21 protein-coding genes are annotated in these 21,600 nt (G+C 69.8%); 9 read left to right on the top strand and 12 right to left on the bottom strand.

The window, feature by feature from the left end; all coding sequences use genetic code 11:
* The coding region (locus ACWEF6_RS08815) for an ALF repeat-containing protein (RefSeq protein ID WP_449682340.1) at positions 1 to 890 on the bottom strand (890 nt) is incomplete at its 3' end.
* Positions 891 to 1,176: 286 nt separating this feature from the next.
* On the opposite strand from ACWEF6_RS08815, the gene ACWEF6_RS08810 reads away from it, so the two are divergent.
* Positions 1,177 to 1,683 (top strand): hypothetical protein, encoded by a 507-nt coding sequence (locus tag ACWEF6_RS08810; protein WP_449682339.1) that lies wholly within the window; start codon positions 1,177 to 1,179, stop codon positions 1,681 to 1,683.
* 43 nt (positions 1,684 to 1,726) lie between these two features.
* Here the strand turns inward: ACWEF6_RS08810 and ACWEF6_RS08805 are convergent, their stop codons facing one another.
* Positions 1,727 to 2,395, bottom strand: a complete 669-nt coding sequence (locus ACWEF6_RS08805) for a YoaK family protein (protein ID WP_449682338.1) — start codon at positions 2,393 to 2,395, stop codon at positions 1,727 to 1,729.
* A 272-nt stretch (positions 2,396 to 2,667) separates the two neighbouring features.
* On the opposite strand from ACWEF6_RS08805, the gene ACWEF6_RS08800 reads away from it, so the two are divergent.
* Positions 2,668 to 3,519 (top strand): helix-turn-helix domain-containing protein, encoded by an 852-nt coding sequence (locus ACWEF6_RS08800; RefSeq protein WP_449682337.1) that lies wholly within the window; start codon positions 2,668 to 2,670, stop codon positions 3,517 to 3,519.
* A gap of 304 nt (positions 3,520 to 3,823) precedes the next feature.
* On the opposite strand, the gene ACWEF6_RS08795 is transcribed toward ACWEF6_RS08800, so the two are convergent.
* The 6 genes from ACWEF6_RS08795 to ACWEF6_RS08770 form a co-directional block, all read right to left on the bottom strand.
* Positions 3,824 to 4,942, bottom strand: a complete 1,119-nt coding sequence (locus ACWEF6_RS08795; protein ID WP_449682336.1) for an amidohydrolase family protein — start codon at positions 4,940 to 4,942, stop codon at positions 3,824 to 3,826.
* The gene (locus ACWEF6_RS08790) at positions 4,939 to 5,463 is read right to left on the bottom strand and encodes a GNAT family N-acetyltransferase (protein WP_449682335.1); all 525 of its coding nucleotides are present in this window, start codon (positions 5,461 to 5,463) and stop codon (positions 4,939 to 4,941) included. Before ACWEF6_RS08790 ends, ACWEF6_RS08795 begins: the two co-directional genes overlap by 4 nt.
* 79 nt (positions 5,464 to 5,542) lie before the next feature.
* Entirely contained in the window at positions 5,543 to 6,295 is a 753-nt protein-coding gene (locus tag ACWEF6_RS08785) for a succinate dehydrogenase/fumarate reductase iron-sulfur subunit (protein WP_043783250.1), read from the bottom strand.
* Entirely contained in the window at positions 6,292 to 8,208 is a 1,917-nt protein-coding gene (locus ACWEF6_RS08780) for a fumarate reductase/succinate dehydrogenase flavoprotein subunit (protein ID WP_449682334.1), read from the bottom strand. Before ACWEF6_RS08780 ends, ACWEF6_RS08785 begins: the two co-directional genes overlap by 4 nt.
* Positions 8,209 to 8,260: 52 nt before the next feature.
* A complete protein-coding gene (locus ACWEF6_RS08775) occupies positions 8,261 to 9,085 on the bottom strand; it encodes a hypothetical protein (RefSeq protein ID WP_449682333.1) in 825 nt (274 codons plus the stop codon).
* Positions 9,082 to 9,369, bottom strand: a complete 288-nt coding sequence (locus ACWEF6_RS08770) for a hypothetical protein (protein ID WP_003054488.1) — start codon at positions 9,367 to 9,369, stop codon at positions 9,082 to 9,084. The genes ACWEF6_RS08775 and ACWEF6_RS08770 overlap by 4 nt, the downstream gene beginning before the upstream one ends.
* Before the next feature lie 234 nt (positions 9,370 to 9,603).
* Between ACWEF6_RS08770 and edd the strand changes: the two genes are divergently transcribed.
* The 7 genes from edd to ACWEF6_RS08735 all read left to right on the top strand — a co-directional run bounded on the left by edd (position 9,604) and on the right by ACWEF6_RS08735 (position 17,514).
* Positions 9,604 to 11,493, top strand: a complete 1,890-nt coding sequence (gene edd / locus ACWEF6_RS08765; protein WP_449682332.1) for a phosphogluconate dehydratase — start codon at positions 9,604 to 9,606, stop codon at positions 11,491 to 11,493.
* Positions 11,490 to 12,095: a bifunctional 4-hydroxy-2-oxoglutarate aldolase/2-dehydro-3-deoxy-phosphogluconate aldolase gene (eda, locus tag ACWEF6_RS08760; RefSeq protein ID WP_449677723.1), complete on the top strand. Its 606-nt coding sequence runs from the start codon at positions 11,490 to 11,492 to the stop codon at positions 12,093 to 12,095. The genes edd and eda overlap by 4 nt, the downstream gene beginning before the upstream one ends.
* Positions 12,096 to 12,299: 204 nt before the next feature.
* The gene (locus ACWEF6_RS08755; protein WP_449682331.1) at positions 12,300 to 14,267 is read left to right on the top strand and encodes a PEP/pyruvate-binding domain-containing protein; all 1,968 of its coding nucleotides are present in this window, start codon (positions 12,300 to 12,302) and stop codon (positions 14,265 to 14,267) included.
* Positions 14,268 to 14,289: 22 nt separating this feature from the next.
* Entirely contained in the window at positions 14,290 to 15,597 is a 1,308-nt protein-coding gene (locus ACWEF6_RS08750) for an MFS transporter (protein ID WP_449682330.1), read from the top strand.
* 176 nt (positions 15,598 to 15,773) lie between these two features.
* The gene (locus tag ACWEF6_RS08745; protein WP_449682329.1) at positions 15,774 to 16,532 is read left to right on the top strand and encodes a DUF6119 family protein; all 759 of its coding nucleotides are present in this window, start codon (positions 15,774 to 15,776) and stop codon (positions 16,530 to 16,532) included.
* A gap of 69 nt (positions 16,533 to 16,601) precedes the next feature.
* On the top strand, positions 16,602 to 17,267 hold the full coding sequence (locus ACWEF6_RS08740; protein WP_449682350.1) for a DUF6119 family protein: 666 nt from the start codon (positions 16,602 to 16,604) through the stop codon (positions 17,265 to 17,267).
* Between the two features lie 76 nt (positions 17,268 to 17,343).
* Positions 17,344 to 17,514, top strand: coding sequence for a hypothetical protein (locus ACWEF6_RS08735; protein WP_449682328.1), 171 nt, complete (start codon positions 17,344 to 17,346; stop codon positions 17,512 to 17,514).
* A gap of 37 nt (positions 17,515 to 17,551) precedes the next feature.
* Here the strand turns inward: ACWEF6_RS08735 and ACWEF6_RS08730 are convergent, their stop codons facing one another.
* The 4 genes from ACWEF6_RS08730 to ACWEF6_RS08715 all read right to left on the bottom strand — a co-directional run bounded on the left by ACWEF6_RS08730 (position 17,552) and on the right by ACWEF6_RS08715 (position 21,574).
* Positions 17,552 to 18,079, bottom strand: a complete 528-nt coding sequence (locus ACWEF6_RS08730) for a regulatory protein RecX (RefSeq protein WP_449682349.1) — start codon at positions 18,077 to 18,079, stop codon at positions 17,552 to 17,554.
* A 150-nt stretch (positions 18,080 to 18,229) separates the two neighbouring features.
* Positions 18,230 to 19,276, bottom strand: a complete 1,047-nt coding sequence (gene recA / locus ACWEF6_RS08725) for a recombinase RecA (RefSeq protein WP_449682327.1) — start codon at positions 19,274 to 19,276, stop codon at positions 18,230 to 18,232.
* A 236-nt stretch (positions 19,277 to 19,512) separates the two neighbouring features.
* Positions 19,513 to 19,707, bottom strand: coding sequence for a DUF3046 domain-containing protein (locus tag ACWEF6_RS08720; protein ID WP_310976440.1), 195 nt, complete (start codon positions 19,705 to 19,707; stop codon positions 19,513 to 19,515).
* A 31-nt stretch (positions 19,708 to 19,738) separates the two neighbouring features.
* Positions 19,739 to 21,574 (bottom strand): Hsp70 family protein, encoded by a 1,836-nt coding sequence (locus ACWEF6_RS08715; RefSeq protein ID WP_449682326.1) that lies wholly within the window; start codon positions 21,572 to 21,574, stop codon positions 19,739 to 19,741.
* Between the last annotated feature and the right edge of the window lie 26 nt (positions 21,575 to 21,600).

Here is a 21,600-nt window from a genome sequence, read left to right as displayed (position 1 = left end):
GCCCGGTTGGCGGCGTCGGCCGCCCGCGCCGCGGCCTGGGCGGCCTGCTCGGCCGAGCCCTGCGCCTTGCGCGTTTCGTCGGCGGCGATCTGCGCGTCGACCTTCGCGGCCGCGGCGGCGGTCGCGGCCTGGTCGGCCGCGTCCTTCGCCGCCTGCGTCTGCTCGGTCGCGCGGACTTGGGAGCTCTTCGCGAGGTCGGCGAGCTGCGCGACCGTCGCGGTCTCCTGGTCACGCTGCAACGCGACCTGGTAGCCGCTCTGGAGGAACCAGCGCACGTCGTCCGCGCTGGACGACAGCGCCCAGTTGCCGACCTTCTTGACCTCGGCCCCGGCGGCGTTGATCAGCCGCTGCACGGCGATCCGGTCGTCCATCACCTGGGCGCGCTGGTAGCCCTGGCCGAGGAAGGCCAGCTGGGCGTCGGACGTGCCGTTGAGGGCGGTGTTGGCCGCGCTCTTCACGGTTGGGCCGGTGGCGGCCGACTGGAGCCGCGAGACCTGCACGCGCAGGTCGGTCTGCCAGGGCTGTCGCCACCCGTTCGCGAGGAAGGCCCGCACATCGGCGATGGTGCCGCCGAGGGCGGCGTTCGCCGCGTGCTGCGTTGCCGGGCCGCCGGTGGAGATCATCTGCTGCACGGCGACGCGGTCGGAGACCTCCTGCACCCGGCTCAGCCCGGTGGCCAGGAAGGTGTGCACGTCGTCGTCGGTGCCGCACAGCGCGGCCTCGGCCGCGCGGGAGATCACCGGGCTGCCGTCGCGCATCAGCGCCAGCACCCGCTGGCGTTCCGTCGGCTGCGGCGGGTCCGCCGCCGCGGCCGGTGTCGCCATGATGCCGGCGACGAGCGCGAACGCCGTCGTCGCCGTCAGAACGGCCCGTAGGTGTCGGATGCCCATGTACCCCGCTGCCCCCTCGTCAGATCGGCAGGGGGTTCGGCGGCAGCAAGCCGCCGGCTGCCGCGCCCACGCGGTCCCCCCTGTGTCAGCCGAGACGTACCTTAAGCGCAGGTTCGCCGTGAAGAAAAGACTCCGATCAAGTAATGATCACCGCCGTTGACCGGACCGTGGAACGGGGGATACGGTCCGTCTGTTCTCGCATGGGGGGCCATGTCGGGTCGAGGACGCAGCACCCTGTCCGGCGACGCGCGCCCAGCCCCGTCAACGACAAGGAGTGCAACCCGACATGCGTTTCCGCACCACCCTGCTCGCCGCGGCCGCCGTCGCCGGCGCCGCCGTGATCTCCGGCACAGCCGCGATCACCCACGCCGCGACCGCCGACGACACCCCGCCCGGCCTGGTCGAGGACTACAGCTACCCGGGCGCGGACAAGATCCTGCGCGACCGCGGCATCACCCTGGTCAGCGGCGACGGGCACATCGTCCTGGTCGGCTGCGCCGACCACACCGGCGTGATCGAGGTGTACTCGACGAACAACCCGGCCGACCACGGCACCGACCCGGGTCACTACTGCTTCCAGGTGACCGGGCCGAGCGGCTACCTCAAGCTGAGCATCCCGTACGCCTTCCAGGCCAAGGGCGACGACCAGGAAGCGCACAACGTCAAGGCGACGGTCACGATCAAGGGCGCCCCGACCACGGTGAACGTGGACACGCACGGCTGGACCGGATTCGGCGAGGGCGCGGGGCAGGACCCGGCGACGCTGGTCGAGCTCAGGGTCACCGGCGCCTGATCCGGCTCCGGGGAGGCCACCGCGGTGGCCTCCCCGGTCCCGGTCAGTCCTCTGTGGACCGCTTCGCCCGGTGCAGCGCGGCGAGCACGGCCAGGACCAGCACCAACGCCACGGCGAGCGCGGCCCACATGGCCACGTGCAGCTGCAGCAGCCCGCCGGCGAAGGCCCCGGCGAGCATCGCGCCGACGGCGGCCACCTTCCGCAGCGGGTGGGAGCCGGTCCCACCGGCCGCCTTGGAGTCGGCCGCGAAGCCGGTCAGCGTCATGGTCAGGACGGTCGTCGTCAGGTCGGGCGCCCCGATCCGGCGGACGGCGGCGTTCTGCAGGCCCATCGCCAGCCCGAGCACGACGATCAGCAGTTCGGCGCCGAGCCGCGTACCGCCGCCGAGGGTGGCGGAGAGCACGACGGCGACCGCGATCAAGGCGGCCTGCACCACGGTCGCCTGCCGCAGCGCGTCGTAGTCGTCCTCCCGCCGCGCGAGCCGGCCACCGGCGAGCGCGCCGGCCAGGAACGCGAGCACGGCGGTCAGCGAGGCGAGCACCGACAGCGTCGTCTCCCCCGCCGCCGCGAACCCGAGGAACACCACGTTCCCGGTCATGTTGGCGACGAAGACCCGGCCCAGCCCGAGGAAGCTGACGGCATCGACCACCCCGGTGACGACGGTCAGCGTCAGCAACAGGGCGGCCAGGCCCCGCGGTTTCGGTTCAGCCATGCGGGCAGTCAACCACCTCGCGCCCGGCCGCGCTGCCGTCGGCCGCCCCCGCACCGAAGCGGCTCCGCACCATTTCGCCGAATCGCCGGACGCATTTTTTACGCCGCCCTATATCGCTTAGGATGCGCGAAGCGCCTTCGCCGCGCGAAGCAGCTTCACACCGCTTCGGGAGCCGGATTGCGTTGTCACACAGGCGGAACAGCGACCTCCTTGCGGTGAATCCGCGCGCGGCGTGCGTCGTTTTGTCGGAGGTCCCCTCTACCGTCCGTGCCATGACCGAAAAGAGCACGGTGCGCACGCGCGAAATGGCCTACGAGCTCAAGGGCCAGCGCGAGCAGAAGCGGATGACCCTGCGCGAGGTGGCCCGCCGCGCGGACTGGTCGGCGTCGAAGGTGTCGGCCTGGGAGAACGGCCGCCGCATCTCGGCGGTCGACGCCGCGATCTACCTCGCCCACTGCGGCACCGGAGCCGCCGAACGCGCGCGGCTCCTCGAGCTGGCCAAGCCGTCCGGCGACCTCTACTGGGTGCGGCCGTACTTCGACAAGCTCGTCGACCCGACGAAATCCCTCCTCATCCAGGAGAACCTCGCGCGGTCGATGGTCTACTACAGCCCGGCCGCCATCCCCGGGATGCTGCAGACGGAGGAGTACGTCCACACCTGTTTCGAACTCACCGGCCGCTACACCGCGGACAGGCTCGACACGCTGACCCGCGCCCGCGTGGACCGGCAGCAGCTCCTGCAACGCCACAACCCGCCGAGCTGCACCTTCTTCATCCACGAGCGCGCGCTGCGCTCGGTGGTCGGAAGCCCGTCGCTCATGCACGAACAGTTGCAGAACCTCGTGCTGGCCACGAACCTGCCGCACTGCGTCATCCGGGTGGTCCCGGAGTCGGACCCCACGTTCCGCGTACTGAGCACGACGTTCACGGTCATGGAGTTCCCCGAACACCCACCGGTCGTCTACGAAGAGACGTACACCGCGGGCTTGTTCGTCGACGACCGCATCGCCGTGGAGGCGTTCTACCTGCTCACCACCCGCCTGGAACAGGTGGCCCTCCCCGAAGGCCAGTCCCTGGAGTGGCTCGTCCGGTTCGCGGACGAGTACGAACGCCTGAGACAGTGACCGAGAACGTCACCGCAGCCCGGGCCACGAAGGCACCCGGCGCCGGGCACCGCACAGCCGAATGGCTTGCGTGGCAACGGTTCCACGCCGAGGAGACGGCTTCGAGCCCAGCTACGCGTCCCTCTTTCTCCGACCCCGGCGGAATACTGATGCGCCCGGCTCACGCTCGAAGTCCACCGAGCTGATCCACTCGAGGTCGCCGCCGGCATCCTCTTCGCCGATCACCAGCCGGGAACCGAGCCCGGATACCTTCTTCGGCCACCCTGCACCGAAAACGCCCCCATCAGAGGTCCGGCTCAACCACTCACGGACGCGCCCCGATAACGCGCTTCCCACCCTGCCAGACCGCCCGGGTCCGCCCCGGCAGGTCGGTCACGTCGAGACCCGTGCCGTCCAGCAGCACCAAATCCGCGCGCAACCCCGGCTCGATGCGGCCGCGGTCGTCGTCGAGGCGGAGCAATCGCGCCGCCTCGGAGGTCGCCGCCTTCAGCGCCGCCGCTTCGCCGAGCACCTCGGCCAGCAGTCGCAATTCGGTCGTCAAGTCGACATGGGGACGCAAAGCCAGGTCCGAGCCGGCGGCGATGCGGACCCCCGCCTCCGCTGCGAGCCGGAGCGAACGGCGGTGCGTCTCGGCGAATTCGCTATCGCTGATCGGCGAGAGCGTCGGCACGTACCAAGCGCCGGCCAGCGCCTCGACGGCGGCGTCGTCGAGGAAGGTGCCGTGCTCGATGCTGCGTGCCCCGGCGCGGGCAGCCGAGACGACGGCGGCGGACGTGTGCGCGTGGGCCAAGACGTCCCGGCCGCAGCGGCGGGCCTCGTCGACCAGCGCGGCGAGCTCGTCGTCGGTCGGCCGGACGTCGGTTCCCGAGCGCACCGCTCGCATCGCCCCGCTCGCACCGACCTTGATCCAGTCGGCGCCCGCCCGCACCATCCGGCGGACCGCCGCGCGCGCCGAGTCCGCGCCGTCGAAGAGCGGGTCGGGCAGCGACGGGTCGCCGTAGTGGTCGACGGCGCCGGCGGGCGGCTCCCAGCTGTCGCCGAGGCCGCCGGTCGGCCCCAGCTGACGCAGGCTGATCAGCAGGTCCGGCCCGGCGATCCACCCCTCGCGCAGGGCGTGCTTGAACCCGGCGTCGGCGCCCCAAGCGTCTCGGACGGTTGTGATCCCGCGCGCCACCAACCCGTGCAATACCGGCACGGCTTCGAGGATCCGGGCGCTGCGCGGCAACGGCTCGGGCCGCGGAAAGGCGACGTGTACGTGGCAGTCGATGAGCCCCGGAATCAGCAGCCCGCCCGCGCAGTCGACCCGCTCGCCGTCGAGGCCCCGGCCGACTTCGGCGATCCGGTCGCCGTCCAGCCGCACGTCCGCGCGGGTCGTCTCCCCGGTTTCGGGGTCGAATACGCGCGCTCCGGCGAGCACCGTCACGCGAGCTCCTTGCGGTAGATGAGGAAATCGCACGGCGTGGCCAGCGACGGCGCGAGGTGCGGGTAGTCCTCGGCGAGGTCGGCGCGGTGCGTCACGCGGTAGCCGAGGCGGCCGTACCACTCGGCCAGGAACTGCTTCGACGGATGCGTCCAGCCGCGTGGCACGAGCAGTTCGAGCTGCATCTCCCGGCATCCGGCGTCGCGGCTGGTCTGCTCGGCGAACCGCACCAGCTCCCGCCCGACGCCGAGGCCCCGCCGTGCCGGATCGGCGGCGAGCATGCCGAATTCGCCGACGACGTCGTCGAGCCGCCGGATCCGCACGGACCCGGCGAGGTCACCGTCCGCGAAGGCCGCGGCGATTTCCCCGGCTGCCACGAAGCCGGTGATCTCGTCGCGGGACGTCCGGTCGGTGCTTCCCAGCCAGAGCCCCTTCTCGGACTCGGCGTAGACCTGGTTGACCAGCCCGGTGATCCGCTCGATCACCGCGGGGTCGGCGGACGGCGGCAGCAGCTCGATCTCCATCCCCCCACCTTGCCACGGCGAAAAAAGACGCTCGCGAACCGGCCCGAGGCGCGGTTCGCGAGCGTCGAGGGGGAAAGCCCTACTTGTCCCGCCGGAAGAGCTTGTTGCCCAGCCACACGATCGGGTCGTACTTCCGGTCCGCCACGCGCTCCTTCATCGGGATCAGCGCATTGTCCGTGATGTGGATGCCCTCCGGGCACACCTCCGAACAGCACTTCGTGATGTTGCAGTACCCGAGACCGTGCTCGTCCTGCGCCGCGTCACGCCGGTCCGCGACGTCCAGCGGGTGCATCTCCAGCTCCGCGATGCGCATCAGGTACCGCGGCCCGGCGAAGGCTTCCTTGTTCTCCTCGTGGTCGCGCACCACGTGGCAGGTGTTCTGGCACAGGAAGCACTCGATGCACTTGCGGAACTCCTGCGACCGCTCGACGTCGACCTGCTGCATCCGGTACTCGCCCGGCTTCAGGTCCGCCGGCGGCGTGAACGACGGGATTTCGCGCGCCTTCGTGTAGTTGAACGACACGTCGGTGACGAGGTCGCGGATCACCGGGAACGTCCGCATCGGCGTCACCGTGATCACCTCGTCCTCGGTGAACGTCGACATCCGCGTCATGCACAGCAGGCGCGGGCGGCCGTTGATCTCCGCCGAGCACGAGCCGCACTTGCCCGCCTTGCAGTTCCAGCGGACGGCGAGGTCCGCGGCCTGGGTCGCCTGCAGCCGGTGGATGATGTCGAGGACGACCTCGCCCTCGTTCACCTCCACCGTGAAGTCCTGCAGCCCGCCGCCGTCGGCGTCGCCGCGCCAGACCCGGAAACTCGCCTTGTAGCTCATGCCTTGCTCCCGGGGTGCGTCTCGAGCTCCGCATCGGTGTAGTACTTCCCGAGTTCGCCGAACTCGAACAGCTCCAGCAGGTCCTGCCGCAGCGGCACCTGCTCCTTCACCTCGACGTCGACGTCCGGCACCACCGGGTTGTCCCCCGGGGACGCCGAGCACACGAGCAGCTTGTTGCGCCAGTCCGCTTCCATGCCGGGGTAGTCGTCCCGTGTGTGCCCGCCGCGGCTTTCGGTTCGCGTCAACGCCGCCTTCGCGACGCACTCGCTGACCATCAGCATGTTGCGCAGGTCGATCGCGAGGTGCCAGCCGGGGTTGAACTGCCGGTGCCCTTCGACGGTCACGCGCAGGATCCGTTGCCGCAGCTCGTCGAGCTTCGCCAGCGCCTGCGCCATCTCCTCCGCCTTGCGGATGATGCCGACCAGGTCGTTCATCGACTGCTGCAGCTCGGTGTGCAGCGTGTACGGGTTCTCCGCGGAAGCACCGGCCGGCGGGTCGAACGGCGCGAGCGCCATCTTCGCCGCGGCGTCCACATCGGACTCCAGCACGGCGGGCCTGCCGTCGAGACCGGACACGTACTCGGCCGCGCCCAGGCCTGCGCGCCGGCCGAACACCAGCAGGTCGGACAGCGAGTTGCCGCCGAGCCGGTTGGATCCGTGCATGCCGCCCGAGCACTCGCCGGCCGCGAACAGGCCGGGCACGCTCGCCGCCGCCGTGTCCGGGTCGACCTCGATGCCGCCCATGACGTAGTGGCAGGTCGGGCCGACCTCCATCGGCTCCGCGGTGATGTCGACGTCCGCCAGCTCCTTGAACTGGTGGTACATCGACGGCAGCCGCTTGCGGATCTCCTCGGCCGGCAGCCGGCTGGCGATGTCGAGGAAGACGCCGCCGTGCGGGGAGCCGCGGCCCTCCTTGACCTCGGAGTTGATCGCGCGGGCCACCTCGTCGCGGGGCAGCAGGTCCGGCGTGCGCCGGTTGTTGTCCGCGTCGGCGTACCAGCGGTCGGCTTCGTCTTCGCTCTCCGCGTACTGCCCCTTGAACACGTCGGGCACATACTCGAACATGAACCGCTTGCCGTCGGAGTTCTTGAGCACGCCGCCGTCACCGCGCACGCCCTCGGTGACGAGGATGCCCTTGACGCTCGGCGGCCAGACCATCCCGGTCGGGTGGAACTGGACGAACTCCATGTTGATCAGCTTCGCGCCCGCCCGCAGGGCCAGCGCGTGGCCGTCACCGGTGTACTCCCACGAATTCGACGTCACCTTGAACGACTTGCCGATGCCGCCGGTGGCGAGCACGACCGCGGGCGCCTCGAAAAGGATGAACCGCCCGCTCTCGCGCCAGTAGCCGAACGCGCCGGCGATGCGGCCCTCGGTGGTGAGCAGCTCGGTGACCGTGCACTCGGCGAAGACCTTGATCTTCGCTTCGTAGTCCCCGGTCTCGGCGAAGTCCTCCTGCTGCAGCGAGACGATCTTCTGCTGCATCGTGCGGATCAGCTCGAGCCCGGTGCGGTCACCGACGTGCGCCAGCCGCGGGTAGGTGTGCCCGCCGAAGTTGCGCTGGCTGATCCGGCCGTCGGCGGTGCGGTCGAACAGCGCGCCGTACGTCTCGAGCTCCCAGACGCGGTCCGGCGCCTCCTTGGCGTGCAGCTCGGCCATCCGCCAGTTGTTGAGGAACTTCCCGCCGCGCATGGTGTCGCGGAAGTGGACCTGCCAGTTGTCGTTCGAGTTCGCGTTGCCCATCGAGGCGGCGCACCCGCCCTCGGCCATCACCGTGTGCGCCTTGCCGAACAGGGACTTGCACACGACGGCGACGCGGAAGCCGCGTTCACGGGCTTCGATCACGGCGCGCAGACCGGCGCCACCGGCACCGATCACCACCACGTCGTAGCTGTGCCGTTCGACCTCGGTCATGAAGAGATTCCACCTCGGAACTGGGGACGTCTGTGGTTGGGAAGATGCGGCGCTAGTTGACGAATCTCAGGTCCGAGATCGCGCCGCTGGCGACGAGCATGACGTAGAAGTCGGTCAGCACCAGCGTGCCGAGCGTCGTCCAGGCCAGCGTCATGTGGCGGGTGTTGAGCTTCGAGACCTTGGTCCAGATCCAGTAGCGCACCGGGTGCTTGGAGAAGTGCTTCAGCCGCCCGCCGGTCACGTGCCGGCACGAGTGGCAGGACAGCGTGTAGGCCCAGAGCAGGATCACGTTGGCCAGCAGGATGATGTTGCCGAGCCCGAAGCCGAAGCCCCCGGTCTTCCCGTGGAACGCCGTGATCGCGTCGTAGGTGTTGACCAGCGAGACGATCAGCGCGACGTAGAAGAAGTAGCGGTGGACGTTCTGGATGATCAGCGGCAGCCGTGTCTCGCCGGTGTACTTGGCGTGCGGTTCCGCGACGGCGCAGGCGGGCGGGGAGAACCACACCGACCGGTAGTAGGCCTTGCGGTAGTAGTAGCAGGTCAGGCGGAACCCGAGCAGGAACGGCAGCACCACGAAGCCGAGCGGGATGAACCCGGGCAGGTCGCCGAACCAGTGGCCGAAGTGGCTCGAGCCTTCGACGCAGGAAGTGGACAGGCACGGCGAGTAGAACGGCGTCAGGTAGTGGTAGTCGGGCACCCAGTATGCGGTGCGCACGAACGACCGGACCGTCGCGTAGATGATGAACGCCGACAGTCCGAGCACGGTCAGCAGCGGCTGGAGCCACCACCGGTCCGTGCGGAGGGTGCGCTCGGCGATCCGGGCCCGCTTGGGGGCCCGGACGCCGGTGCCGACGCCGTTGTCAGCGGGAGCGCTCACCGCTGGTCGCGCTTGTAGCCGCCGACGCCTTCGTCATCGGCGCCGTGCCACAGCGCCGGGTCGTAGGGGGTGTCGGGGACGGGGACGCGCTCCGCGGCCTTCGCCTGGGCGGGCACCGCGAGGGGCACGCCGTCGAGGTCCGCGGTGTCGATGTCGAGGCGCTCGACGTCGTTGGCGAGCCGGCGGACCGCCGACGCGTCGCCGTAGCGAGAGCGCAGTGCGCCGACGCACTGCCGGAGCTGGCCGATGGTTCGCCGCAGCTCGGCGATCTCGGAGGTGGACATCATGCCTCCCGTGTGGTGGGGCTGGCAGGGAACCGGCTACGGCTGTGCCACGCGTCGTGCAGTGTGACAACTAGCACACTAACGGTTCCAGAGGTGATCGGGGTCACGCGGGTCGATCTTCTGAATCGATTTTGATTCGACGTTTTCCCGAGGTAGTGTGGCCAGTGTCACGACCCTGAGGCGTCAGCGCTGCCGTCCCGCGGACCACCCCACACCAGTGATCCGGAGCCGGACATGAGCCCGACCCCCACCACATCGTTGCACCCCGTCATCGCCGAGGTCACCGCCCGCATCGCCGCGCGCAGCGCCGCGACGCGCTCCGCCTACCTCGACCGCACGGCCGCCGCGCACGAAGAAGGCCCGGTCCGCCGCGGCCTCGCGTGCAGCAACCTCGCCCACGGTTTCGCCGCGATGGACGGCGTCGACAAGGAAGCGCTGCGGGCCGCGCGCGCTCCCGGCGTCGCGATCGTGTCGTCCTACAACGACATGCTTTCGGCGCACCAGCCGATGCAGGAATACCCGGCCTGGCTGAAGAAGGCCGTGCGCTCGGCCGGCGGGGTCGCCCAGTTCGCCGGCGGCGTGCCCGCGATGTGCGACGGGATCACGCAGGGCCGCGCCGGCATGGAGCTGTCGCTGTTCAGCCGCGAGGTCATCGCGATGTCGACGGCGATCGCGCTCTCCCACGACATGTTCGACGCCGCGCTGCTGCTGGGCGTCTGCGACAAGATCGTCCCGGGCCTGCTGATCGGTGCGCTGTCGTTCGGCCACCTGCCGGCGATCCTGATCCCCGCGGGACCGATGAACTCCGGGCTGCCGAACAAGGAGAAGGCCCGCGTCCGGCAGCTCTACGCCGAGGGCCGCGCGACCCGCGAAGACCTCCTCGACGCCGAAGCGGCGTCGTACCACTCGGCCGGCACCTGCACCTTCTACGGCACGGCCAACTCGAACCAGATGGTCGTCGAGGTGATGGGCCTGCACCTGCCGGGCGCCAGCTTCGTCCAGCCGGGTTCTTCGTTGCGCCAGGCGCTGACCGAGGAAGCGGGGCGGCGGGTCGTCGCGCTGTCCCGTGGCGAGGAGTACACGCCGGTGGCGCGGATCCTCGACGAGAAGGCGTTCGTCAACGGCGTCATCGCGCTGCTCGCCACCGGCGGGTCGACCAACCACACGATGCACCTGGTCGCGATCGCCGCGGCCGCGGGCATCCAGCTGACCTGGGACGACTTCTCCGACCTGTCGGCCGTCGTGCCGCTGCTGGCCCGGGTCTACCCGAACGGCAGCGCCGACATCAACCACTTCCACGCCGCCGGCGGCATCCAGTTCCTGGTCGGCACGCTGCTCGACGCCGGGTTGCTGCACGAAGACGTGCACACGGTGGCCGGGTTCGGGCTGCACCGCTACCGCGCCGAGCCGATCCTGTCCGACGGTGAGCTGGTCTGGCGGGACGTGCCCACCCGCAGCCTCGACGAAGACGTGCTGCGCCCGGTGTGGCGCCCCTTCGCCGCCGACGGCGGGCTGCGGATGGTCGAGGGCAACCTCGGGCGCGCGGTGGTCAAGGTGTCCGCGGTGGCGCCCGAGCACCGGGTGGTCCAGGCGCCGGCGCGGGTGTTCACCACGCAGGAGGACTTCAAGGCCGCGTTCGACGCCGGCGAGCTGGACCGGGACGTCGTCGTCGTGCTCCGGCAGCAGGGCCCGCAGGCCAACGGCATGCCGGAACTGCACGGCCTGACACCGGCGCTGGGGGTGCTGATGGACCGCGGGTACGCCGTGGCGTTGCTCACCGACGGTCGCATGTCGGGCGCCTCGGGCAAGATCCCGGCGGCCATCCAGGTGACGCCGGAAGCGGCGGCGGGCGGCCTGATCGCCCGCGTCGCGGACGGCGACGTCATCCGGCTCGACGCGTCGGCGGGCTCGCTAGACGTGCTGGTCGGTGACGAAGAACTCGCCCGGCGTGAACTTGTGGACGCCCCTCCGTCCGAAGCATCCTGGACCGGCACCGGCCGAGAGTTGTTCGCCGCGTTGCGCCGTGCCGTCGGCCCCGCTGACCAGGGCGCTTCGGTGTTCGGCGGCTTGACGCCGGAACACTTCGGAACGCCCGCTTTCGCTACCCAGGAGGTTGGTCAGTGACCACCGGTCAGGACCTGCTCGAGCTGTCCCCCGTGATGCCCGTCGTGGTGATCGACGACGCCGACGACGCGGTGCCCACGGCCCGGGCCCTGCTCGCCGGCGGGATCGGGGTCATCGAACTGACCCTGCGCACCCCGGCGGCGTTGTCCGCGATCGAGCGCGTCGCCGCGGAGGTGCCGGACATCGTCATCGGCGCCGGCACGGTGACCTCGCCGGACCAGGCGAAGCAGGCCGCCGACGCGGGCGCGAAGTTCCTCGTGACGCCGGGCTGCACGGACGCCGTCGTCGACGCGTGCTTCGAGTCCGGGCTGCCGTTCCTGCCGGGCGCGAGCACGGTGTCCGAGGCGATGCGGCTGGCCGAGCGCGGGCTTTCGGCGTTGAAGTTCTTCCCGGCGGAGGCCTCCGGCGGTGTCGCGTACCTGAAGTCGATCGCGGGTCCGCTGCCGTCGCTGAAGTTCTGCCCCACCGGCGGGATCACGGTGGCCTCGGCGCCGTCCTACCTGGCGCTGCCGAACGTCGGCTGCATCGGCGGATCGTGGCTGACGGCCTCGCTCGATCCCGCCACGATCGAGAAGCTGGCCGCGGAGGCGGCCGCGCTGTAGCGGAAATCACCCCGCGTCATCGCCGTCCCCTAACGGCGGAATACGCGTCCGCATTCCGGGAGCACCGTTCCAGTGCGTTGGAACGGTGCTCCGAGCGGGTGTGGCGCCGGTCATGCATCCCGCTGAATGGCGCATTCGCCGCTCTGGTGCGTTATTTACCTGCCTGTTATCGTTTCTCTTCGCTATTTCCAGCGAGGAGAATCCGTGTCCCTGACCAGCGTGGTCACGCCCAGTCCTGCCCCCGAGACCGTCGCCGCCCTGGTCGGCGAACGCCTTTCGGTGTCCGCACTCCACCAGCTCGGCGGCACTCTCGGCGGTTATTCCTTCGTCAAGGTCGTGGTCGACCGCGAGCAGGAGAAGATCCACTTTCTGAACAACGCGTGCCATTCCTTTCACGCGATCTATATCGGCGAAGAGATCCTCGGTGTCGGCGAAGAACGCGTGCGCGCCGAGATCGACTCGTACAACGAGGCTTTCTACCACGCGCCGGACCGCCGGTTCCTCCTCGGCATTCTCGCGCTGCACCCGCAGATGCTTTCGCTGGAGACGGTCGAGGTCGACACGATGCCGGCCGCGTTGATCCGCGAGTTCCACGCCTTCGTCGCGCAGTACGTCGACCCGGCGCTGCCGCTGCTGTTCAAGCCGGCCAACCAGCTGCAGGAGCGGATCGTCCGGGAGATCCCGGCGAGCGAGCTGCCGCGCGTCTTCGCGCACGAGCTGTTCTCCACGGCGCCGTTCGTGGCGCTGAACCCGGGCACGGCCGTCGGGCGGCTGCGCGCGTTCCGCAGCGAAGCCGAGTACCGGGCCGCGACGCTGGACTGGACCGACATCATCGTGATGGACCGCGTCCCCGACGACATCCCCCGGCTGGCGGGGATCGTCAACGCCCGGCACACGACGCCGTTGTCGCACACCAACGTCCTCGCCACCGGCTGGCAGATCCCGAACGCCGTCCAGCTCGGCGCCCTGGCCGAGATCGAGCGCCGCGGGCTCGACGGCCGGTGGGTCGAGTACACAGTGGACGCCCAGGCGCTGACCCTGCGCGAGGTCGACGAGCCGGCCGACGCGGCCCCGCCGTCCTGGTACGCCCAGCGCGTCACCCTGGAACAGCCGGAGGCCGACCACAGCGCGATCGTGAACCTGGCCCGGCTGCGCGCGGCCGACCGCCACCGCTACGGCACCAAGGCGGCCAACCTCGGCGAGCTGCACCACGTGCTGACGCACGGGTCCCAGCGGCTGCTCGGCTTCTACCAGGTGCCGCGGCCACCGCGGGACAGCCTGCTCCCCTATCTGGCGCGGCTGCTGGACGTCCCGCTCGACGCGGACCTCGGCGCCGCGGCCCGCCGGCTGCTCGACGAGCACGTCCGCGTCCCACGTGGCATCGCGCTGCCGTTCTCCCTGCAACGCCGGTTCCTGGAGTCGTCGCCGCGGATCCAGCAGGCCATCGGCAAGCTGAAGATGGCCCTGGAGCTGGACGCGCGGGAGATCGAGCCGCTGTGCGTCGAGCTGCAGGGCCTGATCCGGTCGGCACGCCTGCCGGGTGCGCTCGCCGGCGAGATCGACTCGGCACTGGTGTCGCACCTGGCCGGCGTGCGGGCGTTCGTCGTCCGGAGTTCGTCGAACGCGGAAGACCTCGCCGGGTTCTCGGCCGCCGGGATCTACGAGTCGCACAACCACGTCACGACGGCCGAGCGGATCTTTGCCAGCGTCAAGGAGGTGTGGGCGTCGCTGGTGTCGGTGCGCAGCGTCCGGCTGCGGCAGCAGGCCGGGATCTCCCTCGACGAGTGCTACATGGGCGTGGTGATCCAGGAGCAGGTCGCGGCGGACTTCGGCGGGGTGCTGGTGACGACGAACCCGATGAACCGAGCGGACTTCCGCACGGTGTACGTCAACGTCTCACCGCGCGTGACCGACGTCGTCGACGGATCGGCCCTCCCGATGCAGTACCTGTATTCGACGGTCGAGGGCGGCGGCCGCACGCTGTCCCTGGGCGACGCGCCGGCGGACCTCGACTCGCGGGCACACGACCAGCTCCAGCGGCTGGCGATCGCCGGCCGCCTGCTGCAGGGCCACTTCTCGCCCGACTACACGTTCGACGCACCGGTGGACATCGAGTGGCTCGCCGACGGCGAGCACCTCCACCTCGTGCAGCTGCGCCCCTATTCGGCTTGACCTCCCCGGGAGAAACGCGATCATGCTGGGCCTCCGTCTGCCCGCGAAACCCGACGTCCAGCGAGCCGTCCGGCTCACCTACGGGTTCCAGTTCTTCTTCGGCCTGCTCCTGTGGGTGCCGATCTTCTACTCGTACCAGAAGCTCGTCGGGCTCACTGACAGTGAGATCTTCGGCATCCAGAGCATCTACTACATCGTGTTCTGCCTGCTCGAGATCCCGACCGGGATGATCGCCGACCGCTTCGACTACCGCACGTCCCTGACGGCGGGCGCCGGCGTGCTGGTGGCGGCGAACCTGGTGCCGGTGTTCCTGGGCTCGTACGCGGGGTTCCTGGTGCACTTCGTCCTGATCGCCCTGGCCCGCTCGCTGGTGTCCGGCGCGCAGAGCGCGTATCTGTACGAGTACCTGCACGCCGCCGGCGCGGGGGAACACTACCTCCGCGTGGAGGGCGTCGGCCGCGCGTACAGCCTGGTCGGCAAGATCCTGTTCTGGCCGGTGATCGGCCTCCTGATGTCCTGGAGCCTCCCCTCCCCGTATTGGTTGACGGCGATCAACGCGGCCATCGCGCTCGCCTTCGCGGTCAAGCTCCCCCCGATCCCGGGAGGCCGCCGCGTGACCGGCAAGACGGCCTCGCTGGTGGCCGGAGTCGGCGGCGCGCTGTCGGCCCTGCGGTCGTCCCGCTGGCTGGTGCTGCTGATGGTGCAGGGCGTCGCGATGTTCACGTTGGTGCGCATCTGCCAGGTGAACCTGTTCCAGCCGATCCTGGAATCGAAGACGCTCTCGGTGAACTGGTACGGAGCGGTCCTGGCCGCGATGACGGTCTTCGAGGCCCTGGGTGCGGCCCGCCCCCATCGGCTCCGCCGCGCGATCGGCCCGGTGGGCACGGTCTTCACGCTGACGATCGTGATGGCGGTGTGCCTCGGGGTGATCGTGTTCGTCGGCTCCTTCCCGGCGGTGGTCCTGTTGTGCGTCTTCGCGGTGGCGACGGGCATCGCGTTCCCGGTCCAGAAGCAGCTGCTGAACGACTCCATCCCGGACTCCCGCTACCGGGCCACCCTCCTGTCCATGGAGTCCATTGTGGACAGGGCGGTGTGCGCCCTGGTGGCGGTGGCCCTGGGCGCGTACTTGGCAGCCGGGCAGCTGAACGAGTTCCTGGTCCTGACGGCCATCGTGACGTGCGTCGCGATGGGCTTGCTGGCGTTGCTGTTGCTGGCCGTGCGCAAGCACCGCTCCGACCGCCGCCGACCGGCCGTCGAGGCCATGGACAGCCACGCCTCCCTCGTACCGGACCGACCTGCCGTTGCCACGGCTCGAAACTCCGCGCAGTGAACTTGGATGCAGGAAGTCCACTCTGATTCTTCTTGTGGATGAGGATCGAATTATCCAGTAAATGACCAATTTCCGTCCACTTTGGATAACTGTGAAGTCTCGCCGCGAGGGCCGACCGAGTGAATGCCCTTGCAAGCCGTGGACTTGATCAGCTGAGCGTTGATATCGATCCGTAGATGACCGAGCAGCCGATCGGAGCAGACGAGCCGAGCTCATTCCCGACACGCAAGATGAGCCTGTACCGGATGTACCCGGCCGACTCGCTGCAGGAACTCGCCGCGCTGAAGATCCTCGATGACGCAGCGGAGAGGTTCACCCACCACGAGGTCCGGGTCGGTTCGACGCCGGGCTTGTTGATCTCGGGCGAGTCACCGGCGGAAGTGGTGGACTGGGTGCCAGCGATCACTTCGTTGACCGGGGTGAACCTCGGCTTCACCAGCACTACCGCATCCGCGGCTCTATTCCTCCGGATCGGCGACGTCAACTACGCACTGACTTTCGGACACGGGTGGCGATACCTGCGGGACAGCAAGCTCGACCGTGAGTTCGGCCTCGAGGTGGCAGTCCGGCTGCTCGATCCCGACGAGATCCGTCGCATCACGCGGTGGGCGCTCAGCGCCAAGGCGAGAGTTGACCAGAACATGGTCCCCGGCGGCCAGGGTCTCTGGGCCTTCGGTTTGAGAGAGCATGTCGAGCTGGTGCGTAAGCTCAGCGGCAAGGTGCACGGCGACATTACTGTCGACCTCGCATACGTCCGGCAGCGAGGCAACTACCGGAACTTCCGGCTCAACCTGGAGTGCGGTGACGGAGTTCAACTTCCCCTGGGCATCCAGGGGAAATCTTCGGAGTCGGACTTGCGACTTACTCGACTCGACCGTGGTCGATCTGCTGGCACAGCCGGATCGGAATCGATGACCTCCGCACGGGGATCGTGAGTCAGCCCGCCGCAGAGCAGCTCCGAGCACTACGCACAGCACGATCGAAGGCCTCGACGAAACCGGCAAATCACTCGGTGGAACGTTAGTGCGCTTCCCTGGATGGCTGCCGAGATCATCGACCCCGGGTGTCGCTACATCCTCCTCGACGGCGATTGGTACCGACTCGGCGACAAGTACCTCCAGCACGTGGATCGGATCGTCACCGAGGCCTTCGCGAACACTCCGGCATGGACACTTCCGGCTTGGAACATGGCTCCGCTCAACTCCGCCACCAACTCGGTGCACGAGCGGGACTACAACAGATATGTTCCAACCGTCGACGACAGGTTTCTGTGCCTTGATCGCAAACTGCTCAGAACGAGAGTCCATCCGCAGGGGTTCGAAACCTGTGATCTGCTCGGCCCCGGCAACGTTCTCGTCCATGTGAAGAAGGTCAGCAGCGAGACCGGCTCGTCAGTCCTCAGTCACCTTTTCGCGCAAGGCTTGGTGGCCGTCGAGAGTCTCAACGATCCGGCCACCTGGACCGAGTTCATCGAATTGGTCCGGAACCAGGACCCGGCCAGAGCCGAAACCCTCGGCTCCAGGCCCGAAGGTTTGGTGTACGCGATCCATCGATCCGATAAGCCACTTCTACCGAGCTCCCTCTTCACCTTCGCACGGTCAGCCCTGGTCTCCGCTGCGATCTCACTGACCTCCGCCAATATCCCGTTGCAGATCAGTGTGATCCCTTAGGGTCAGATTTTCCGGTTCGATCGACAAGCATGTCGGGCGCCGTTACCGCCGCCGCGGCTGCCGGTGGAAGTAGACCGTGACGTGCGTCGCGATGGGCTTGCTGGCCTTGCTGTTGCTGGCCGTGCGCAAGCACCGCTCGGACCGCCGGGTGCCGACGGCCCGCCGTCCCGGCCAGGCCGGCACGAGCCTCCCGACGGCCGCCCCGGAACTCCGCGTGCAGCACCGAGTGGGAGAACTCCGCCGCTGACCCACGGCCCCGGGCACCCGCCCGGAGCCCGAACCCGTCAGTCGATGACGGCGTCGTCGAGCAGGGTGGACTCCGCGCCGTACTCGCGGAGTTCCTCCCTGATCACGGTGTAGGCCAGGCCCTGCGGGTAGCCCTTGCGCGCGAGGAAGCCGAGCAGCCGCCGCAGGGCGGTCTGTTCGTCGACGTTGCCGAGCGAGCCGAGGCGCTTGCGGACCAGTTCCCTGGCCATCTGCTCCTCGGACTCGCGATCGACCTCGCCCGCCGCCTGCGCGGCGACCTCACCGTCGACGCCCTTGCGCCGCAGCTCGGCCACCAGCGCGGTGCGGGACAGCCCCTGGTTCGCGTGCCGGGACTTCACCCACAGCTGGGCGAACTCCTCGTCGTTGACCAGCCCGGCCCGGTCGAGCTTGCCGAGCAGGGTTTCGCTGGTTTCCTCGTCGAATCCCTTGCGCTGCAACGCCTGCCGCAGCTCTTCCTGAGTCCGCGGCCGAGCGGCCAGGAGATCGAAGCAGATCTCCTTGGCCTTCTTGTACCGCTCCTCGGGAGCGAGCTCGGCCGGCGGCACCTTCGGCGCCCTGGCCACCTCGATCACTCCTCGTTCTCACGGCCCCAGCAGACACGTCACCGAGGCCGGACGTCACCACCCGGCGCAACTCCGGGGGACACGGCGAAGGGACAAGGGCGAGCGCACACTCACCCCGCCGCTCCCCTCCGATCAGAAGTCGACCGGCGCCGGGACCGCGTCGACGGCGGCCGCGTCGACCTGCGGGCCGATGCCGAGCTTCTCCTTGATCCGCTTCTCGATCTCGTTGGCGATGTCCGGGTTGTCGCGCAGGAACCGGCGCGCGTTCTCCTTGCCCTGGCCGAGCTGGTCGCCCTCGTAGGTGTACCAGGCACCGGACTTGCGCACGATGGCCTGGTCGACACCCATGTCGATGAGCGAGCCCTCGCGGGAGATGCCCTGGCCGTACAGGATGTCGAACTCGGCCTGCTTGAAGGGCGGCGCCACCTTGTTCTTGACGACCTTGACGCGGGTCCGGTTGCCGACCGCCTCGCCGGCGTCCTTCATTGTCTCGATGCGGCGCACGTCCAGGCGGACCGACGCGTAGAACTTCAGCGCCTTGCCACCGGTGGTCGTCTCCGGGGAGCCGAACATGACGCCGACCTTCTCGCGGAGCTGGTTGATGAAGATCGCCGTCGTGCCCGAGTTGGACAGCGCACCGGTGATCTTCCGCAGCGCCTGGCTCATCAGGCGGGCCTGCAGACCGACGTGCGAGTCACCCATCTCGCCCTCGATTTCCGCGCGCGGCACGAGCGCGGCCACGGAGTCGATGACCAGGATGTCGAGCGCCCCGGAGCGGATCAGCATGTCCGCGATCTCGAGGGCCTGCTCACCGGTGTCCGGCTGGGAGACGAGCAGCGCGTCGGTGTCGACGCCGAGGTTCTTCGCGTACTCCGGGTCGAGCGCGTGCTCCGCGTCGATGAAGGCCGCGATGCCGCCGGCGCGCTGCGCGTTCGCCACCGCGTGCAGGGCGACCGTCGTCTTACCGGAGGACTCCGGGCCGTAGATCTCGACGACGCGGCCGCGGGGGAGCCCGCCGATGCCGAGTGCGACGTCGAGGGCGATCGAGCCGGTGGGGATCACGGCGATGGGCGGCCGGGTGTCCTCGCCGAGGCGCATCACCGAGCCCTTGCCGTACTGCTTGTCGATCTGCGCGAGCGCGAGCTCGAGCGCCTTGTCCTTGTCGGGTGCTGCAGGCATGGAAGTCCACCTCGCTGGTCGAAGCCCCGTGTCCCGGGGTCTGTGTCGGTTCTTCAGCTGTCCGGTCCGACGCTAGCGGCGGGGACCGACAATTCCAGGCGCGGCGCCCAATCTGTGGATCGCTGGACCCGATGTGGACAACACCTTAGACGAACACCTGTTCGAGGTCGGCAGCGACACACCCTTGCACTAGGATTTTCGCCCACCCGGGTCGACCCTGGCCCGGAAACCCCAGGTCAGCGCCGTTCGACCGGGACGTCGAAGGCGTCGCAGACCTCGCGCCAGATCTCCTTGGCGGGGATTCCCGCGGTCAGCGCCTGGTCGACGGTGCGCCCGCCGAGCCCGCTCAGGACGTGGTCCCTGGCCAGCACCTGGGCCCGCCCGGGACCGAACTCCTCGGCCATCAGCCGCCGGAAAACCGTGATCCGCATCGGCCCCACTCTAACCGGCGGGCCCGGCCGGCTACTGCCCCGGCTGGACGCTCGCCTCGAAGTAGTCCGCCAGCGTGCCGGGCGTGGTCGCGGCCGCCTGGTCATTGGTGTTCAGCTGGTAGATGAACCCGGCCAGCGGCCGGTCCGCCACCGTGAACACGAGCACCGCCGACGTCTTCCCCGCGGCCGACGAGTAGTGCCCCTTGAGCCCGTTGCCACCCCAGTCGGCCTCGGTGCGGTCGCCGCCCGCGGAGGCGAGCAGCCCGTCGGTGTACTGCTTGAGCGCGTCGGCGCTGTCACCGTGGACGTAGGTGACCTGCGTGCCCGCCCGGCCCGGCGCGGAGCAGGTGGAGGAGGCGCCCAGGCGCTGCGCCGGCGCCGCCGGGCCGTTGCCCATGCCCGGCTTGCAGTCGCCGGTGTCGGCGATCTTCCCGGCGAGCTGGCGCAGGCATCCGGTGAAGCCCTTGTCGTCCTCCTGCCCCGGCGTCTTGCACTGGTCCGCGGTGTAGGTCGGCACCGAGGACGACGACGTGAGGAAGAACGTCACCCCGGCCGCCAGCACCACGACGACCGCGGCCGCGATCCCGATCAGCAGCTTCTTCTTCCCGCGAGGCTCGGCCTTCTCGGGCGCGGGCGCGTACGCCGGGAAATTCGACGGCACCGGCTGCGGGCCGCTCGGCGGGAAGTTCGACGGCGCATAGCCCGGGTACTGCGGAGGCGGCGGCGCGTACTGCGGGCGGTGCGGCGGCGCACCCGCGGCCACCGCTCCTTCGACGTTCTGGGTGCGCACGGACAGCCCGTCGCGGGCCACGTGCTGCGCGCCGAGCGCGACCGCGGTCTCCGGCTGGTCGAGGCTGCCCGGCACGACGCCGAGCTTCTCCGCGATCATCGTGCCGACCAGCGGCAGCCGGCTCGACCCGCCGACGAGGTAGATGCCGGCCAGCCGGTCCGGGGTCAGCCCCGACGACCGCAACGTCCGCGACAGCAGTTCGACGCTGCGCAGCATCGCCGGCCGGACCAGGCCTTCCAGCTCGCCGCGCGTGACGAGGACGTCCTTGAACGGCTCGGGCATCGGCACCTCGGTCTGCGGGTGCCGCGACAACGCCTCCTTGGCCGCCTTGACGTCCTCCTGCAACGCGCGCCGGGTGCGCCGGTCCCCGGTCGATTCCGGCCGCAGGAGCCGCTGCCAGCGCTGCGGGTCGGAGTGCGACACCTCGCGCCCGACGTGCACCATCAGCGCCTGGTCGACGTCGAGGCCGCCCAGGTCGGGCAGGCCGTCCTCGGCGAGCACGGTGAACCCGTTCTGGGTGGCACCGACGACCGCGACGTCGAAGGTGCCCGCGCCGAGGTCGTACACGGCGAGCGCCTGCCCGGGCGCGAGCGACTTGCCGGGGAACGACGCGAAGTGCGCCGCGGCGGCGACCGGCTCGGGCACCAGCAGGATGTTCGGGCCCATCCCGGCGAGCCGGGCGGCGGACATCAGCACGTTCCGGCGCGTCTGCCCCCACTGCGCGGGGTGGGTCAGCCGGACCTCGTCGGGCTGCTCGCCGCCGAGCTGGCGGGAGGTTTCTTCGAGCACGCGGCGCAGGATGGCGGCCAGCGCGTCGGTCACCGGGACGACGTCGGTGCCGAGCAGCAGGGTCTGCTCGTCGATGCGGCGCTTGGGGTTCGGTTCGAAGCGCGTCGGGTCGAGGCGGGCGCGCCGCTCGGCGTCGCGGCCGACCATGATCGTGCCCTCTTCGGTGGCGAACACCGCCGACGGCATGTTGGCCGAGCCGTCCACTTCAACGACCCGGGGCGGCCTGCCGTGCGCCGACAGCACGGCGACGGTGTTGGACGTCCCGAGGTCCACCGACAGGATCCGCACAGCACTCCCCTTCGCGAAAACACGCC

This window comes from Amycolatopsis sp. NPDC004772 (assembly GCF_053601215.1).
This window is presented reverse-complemented; position numbering and strand designations above follow the sequence as displayed.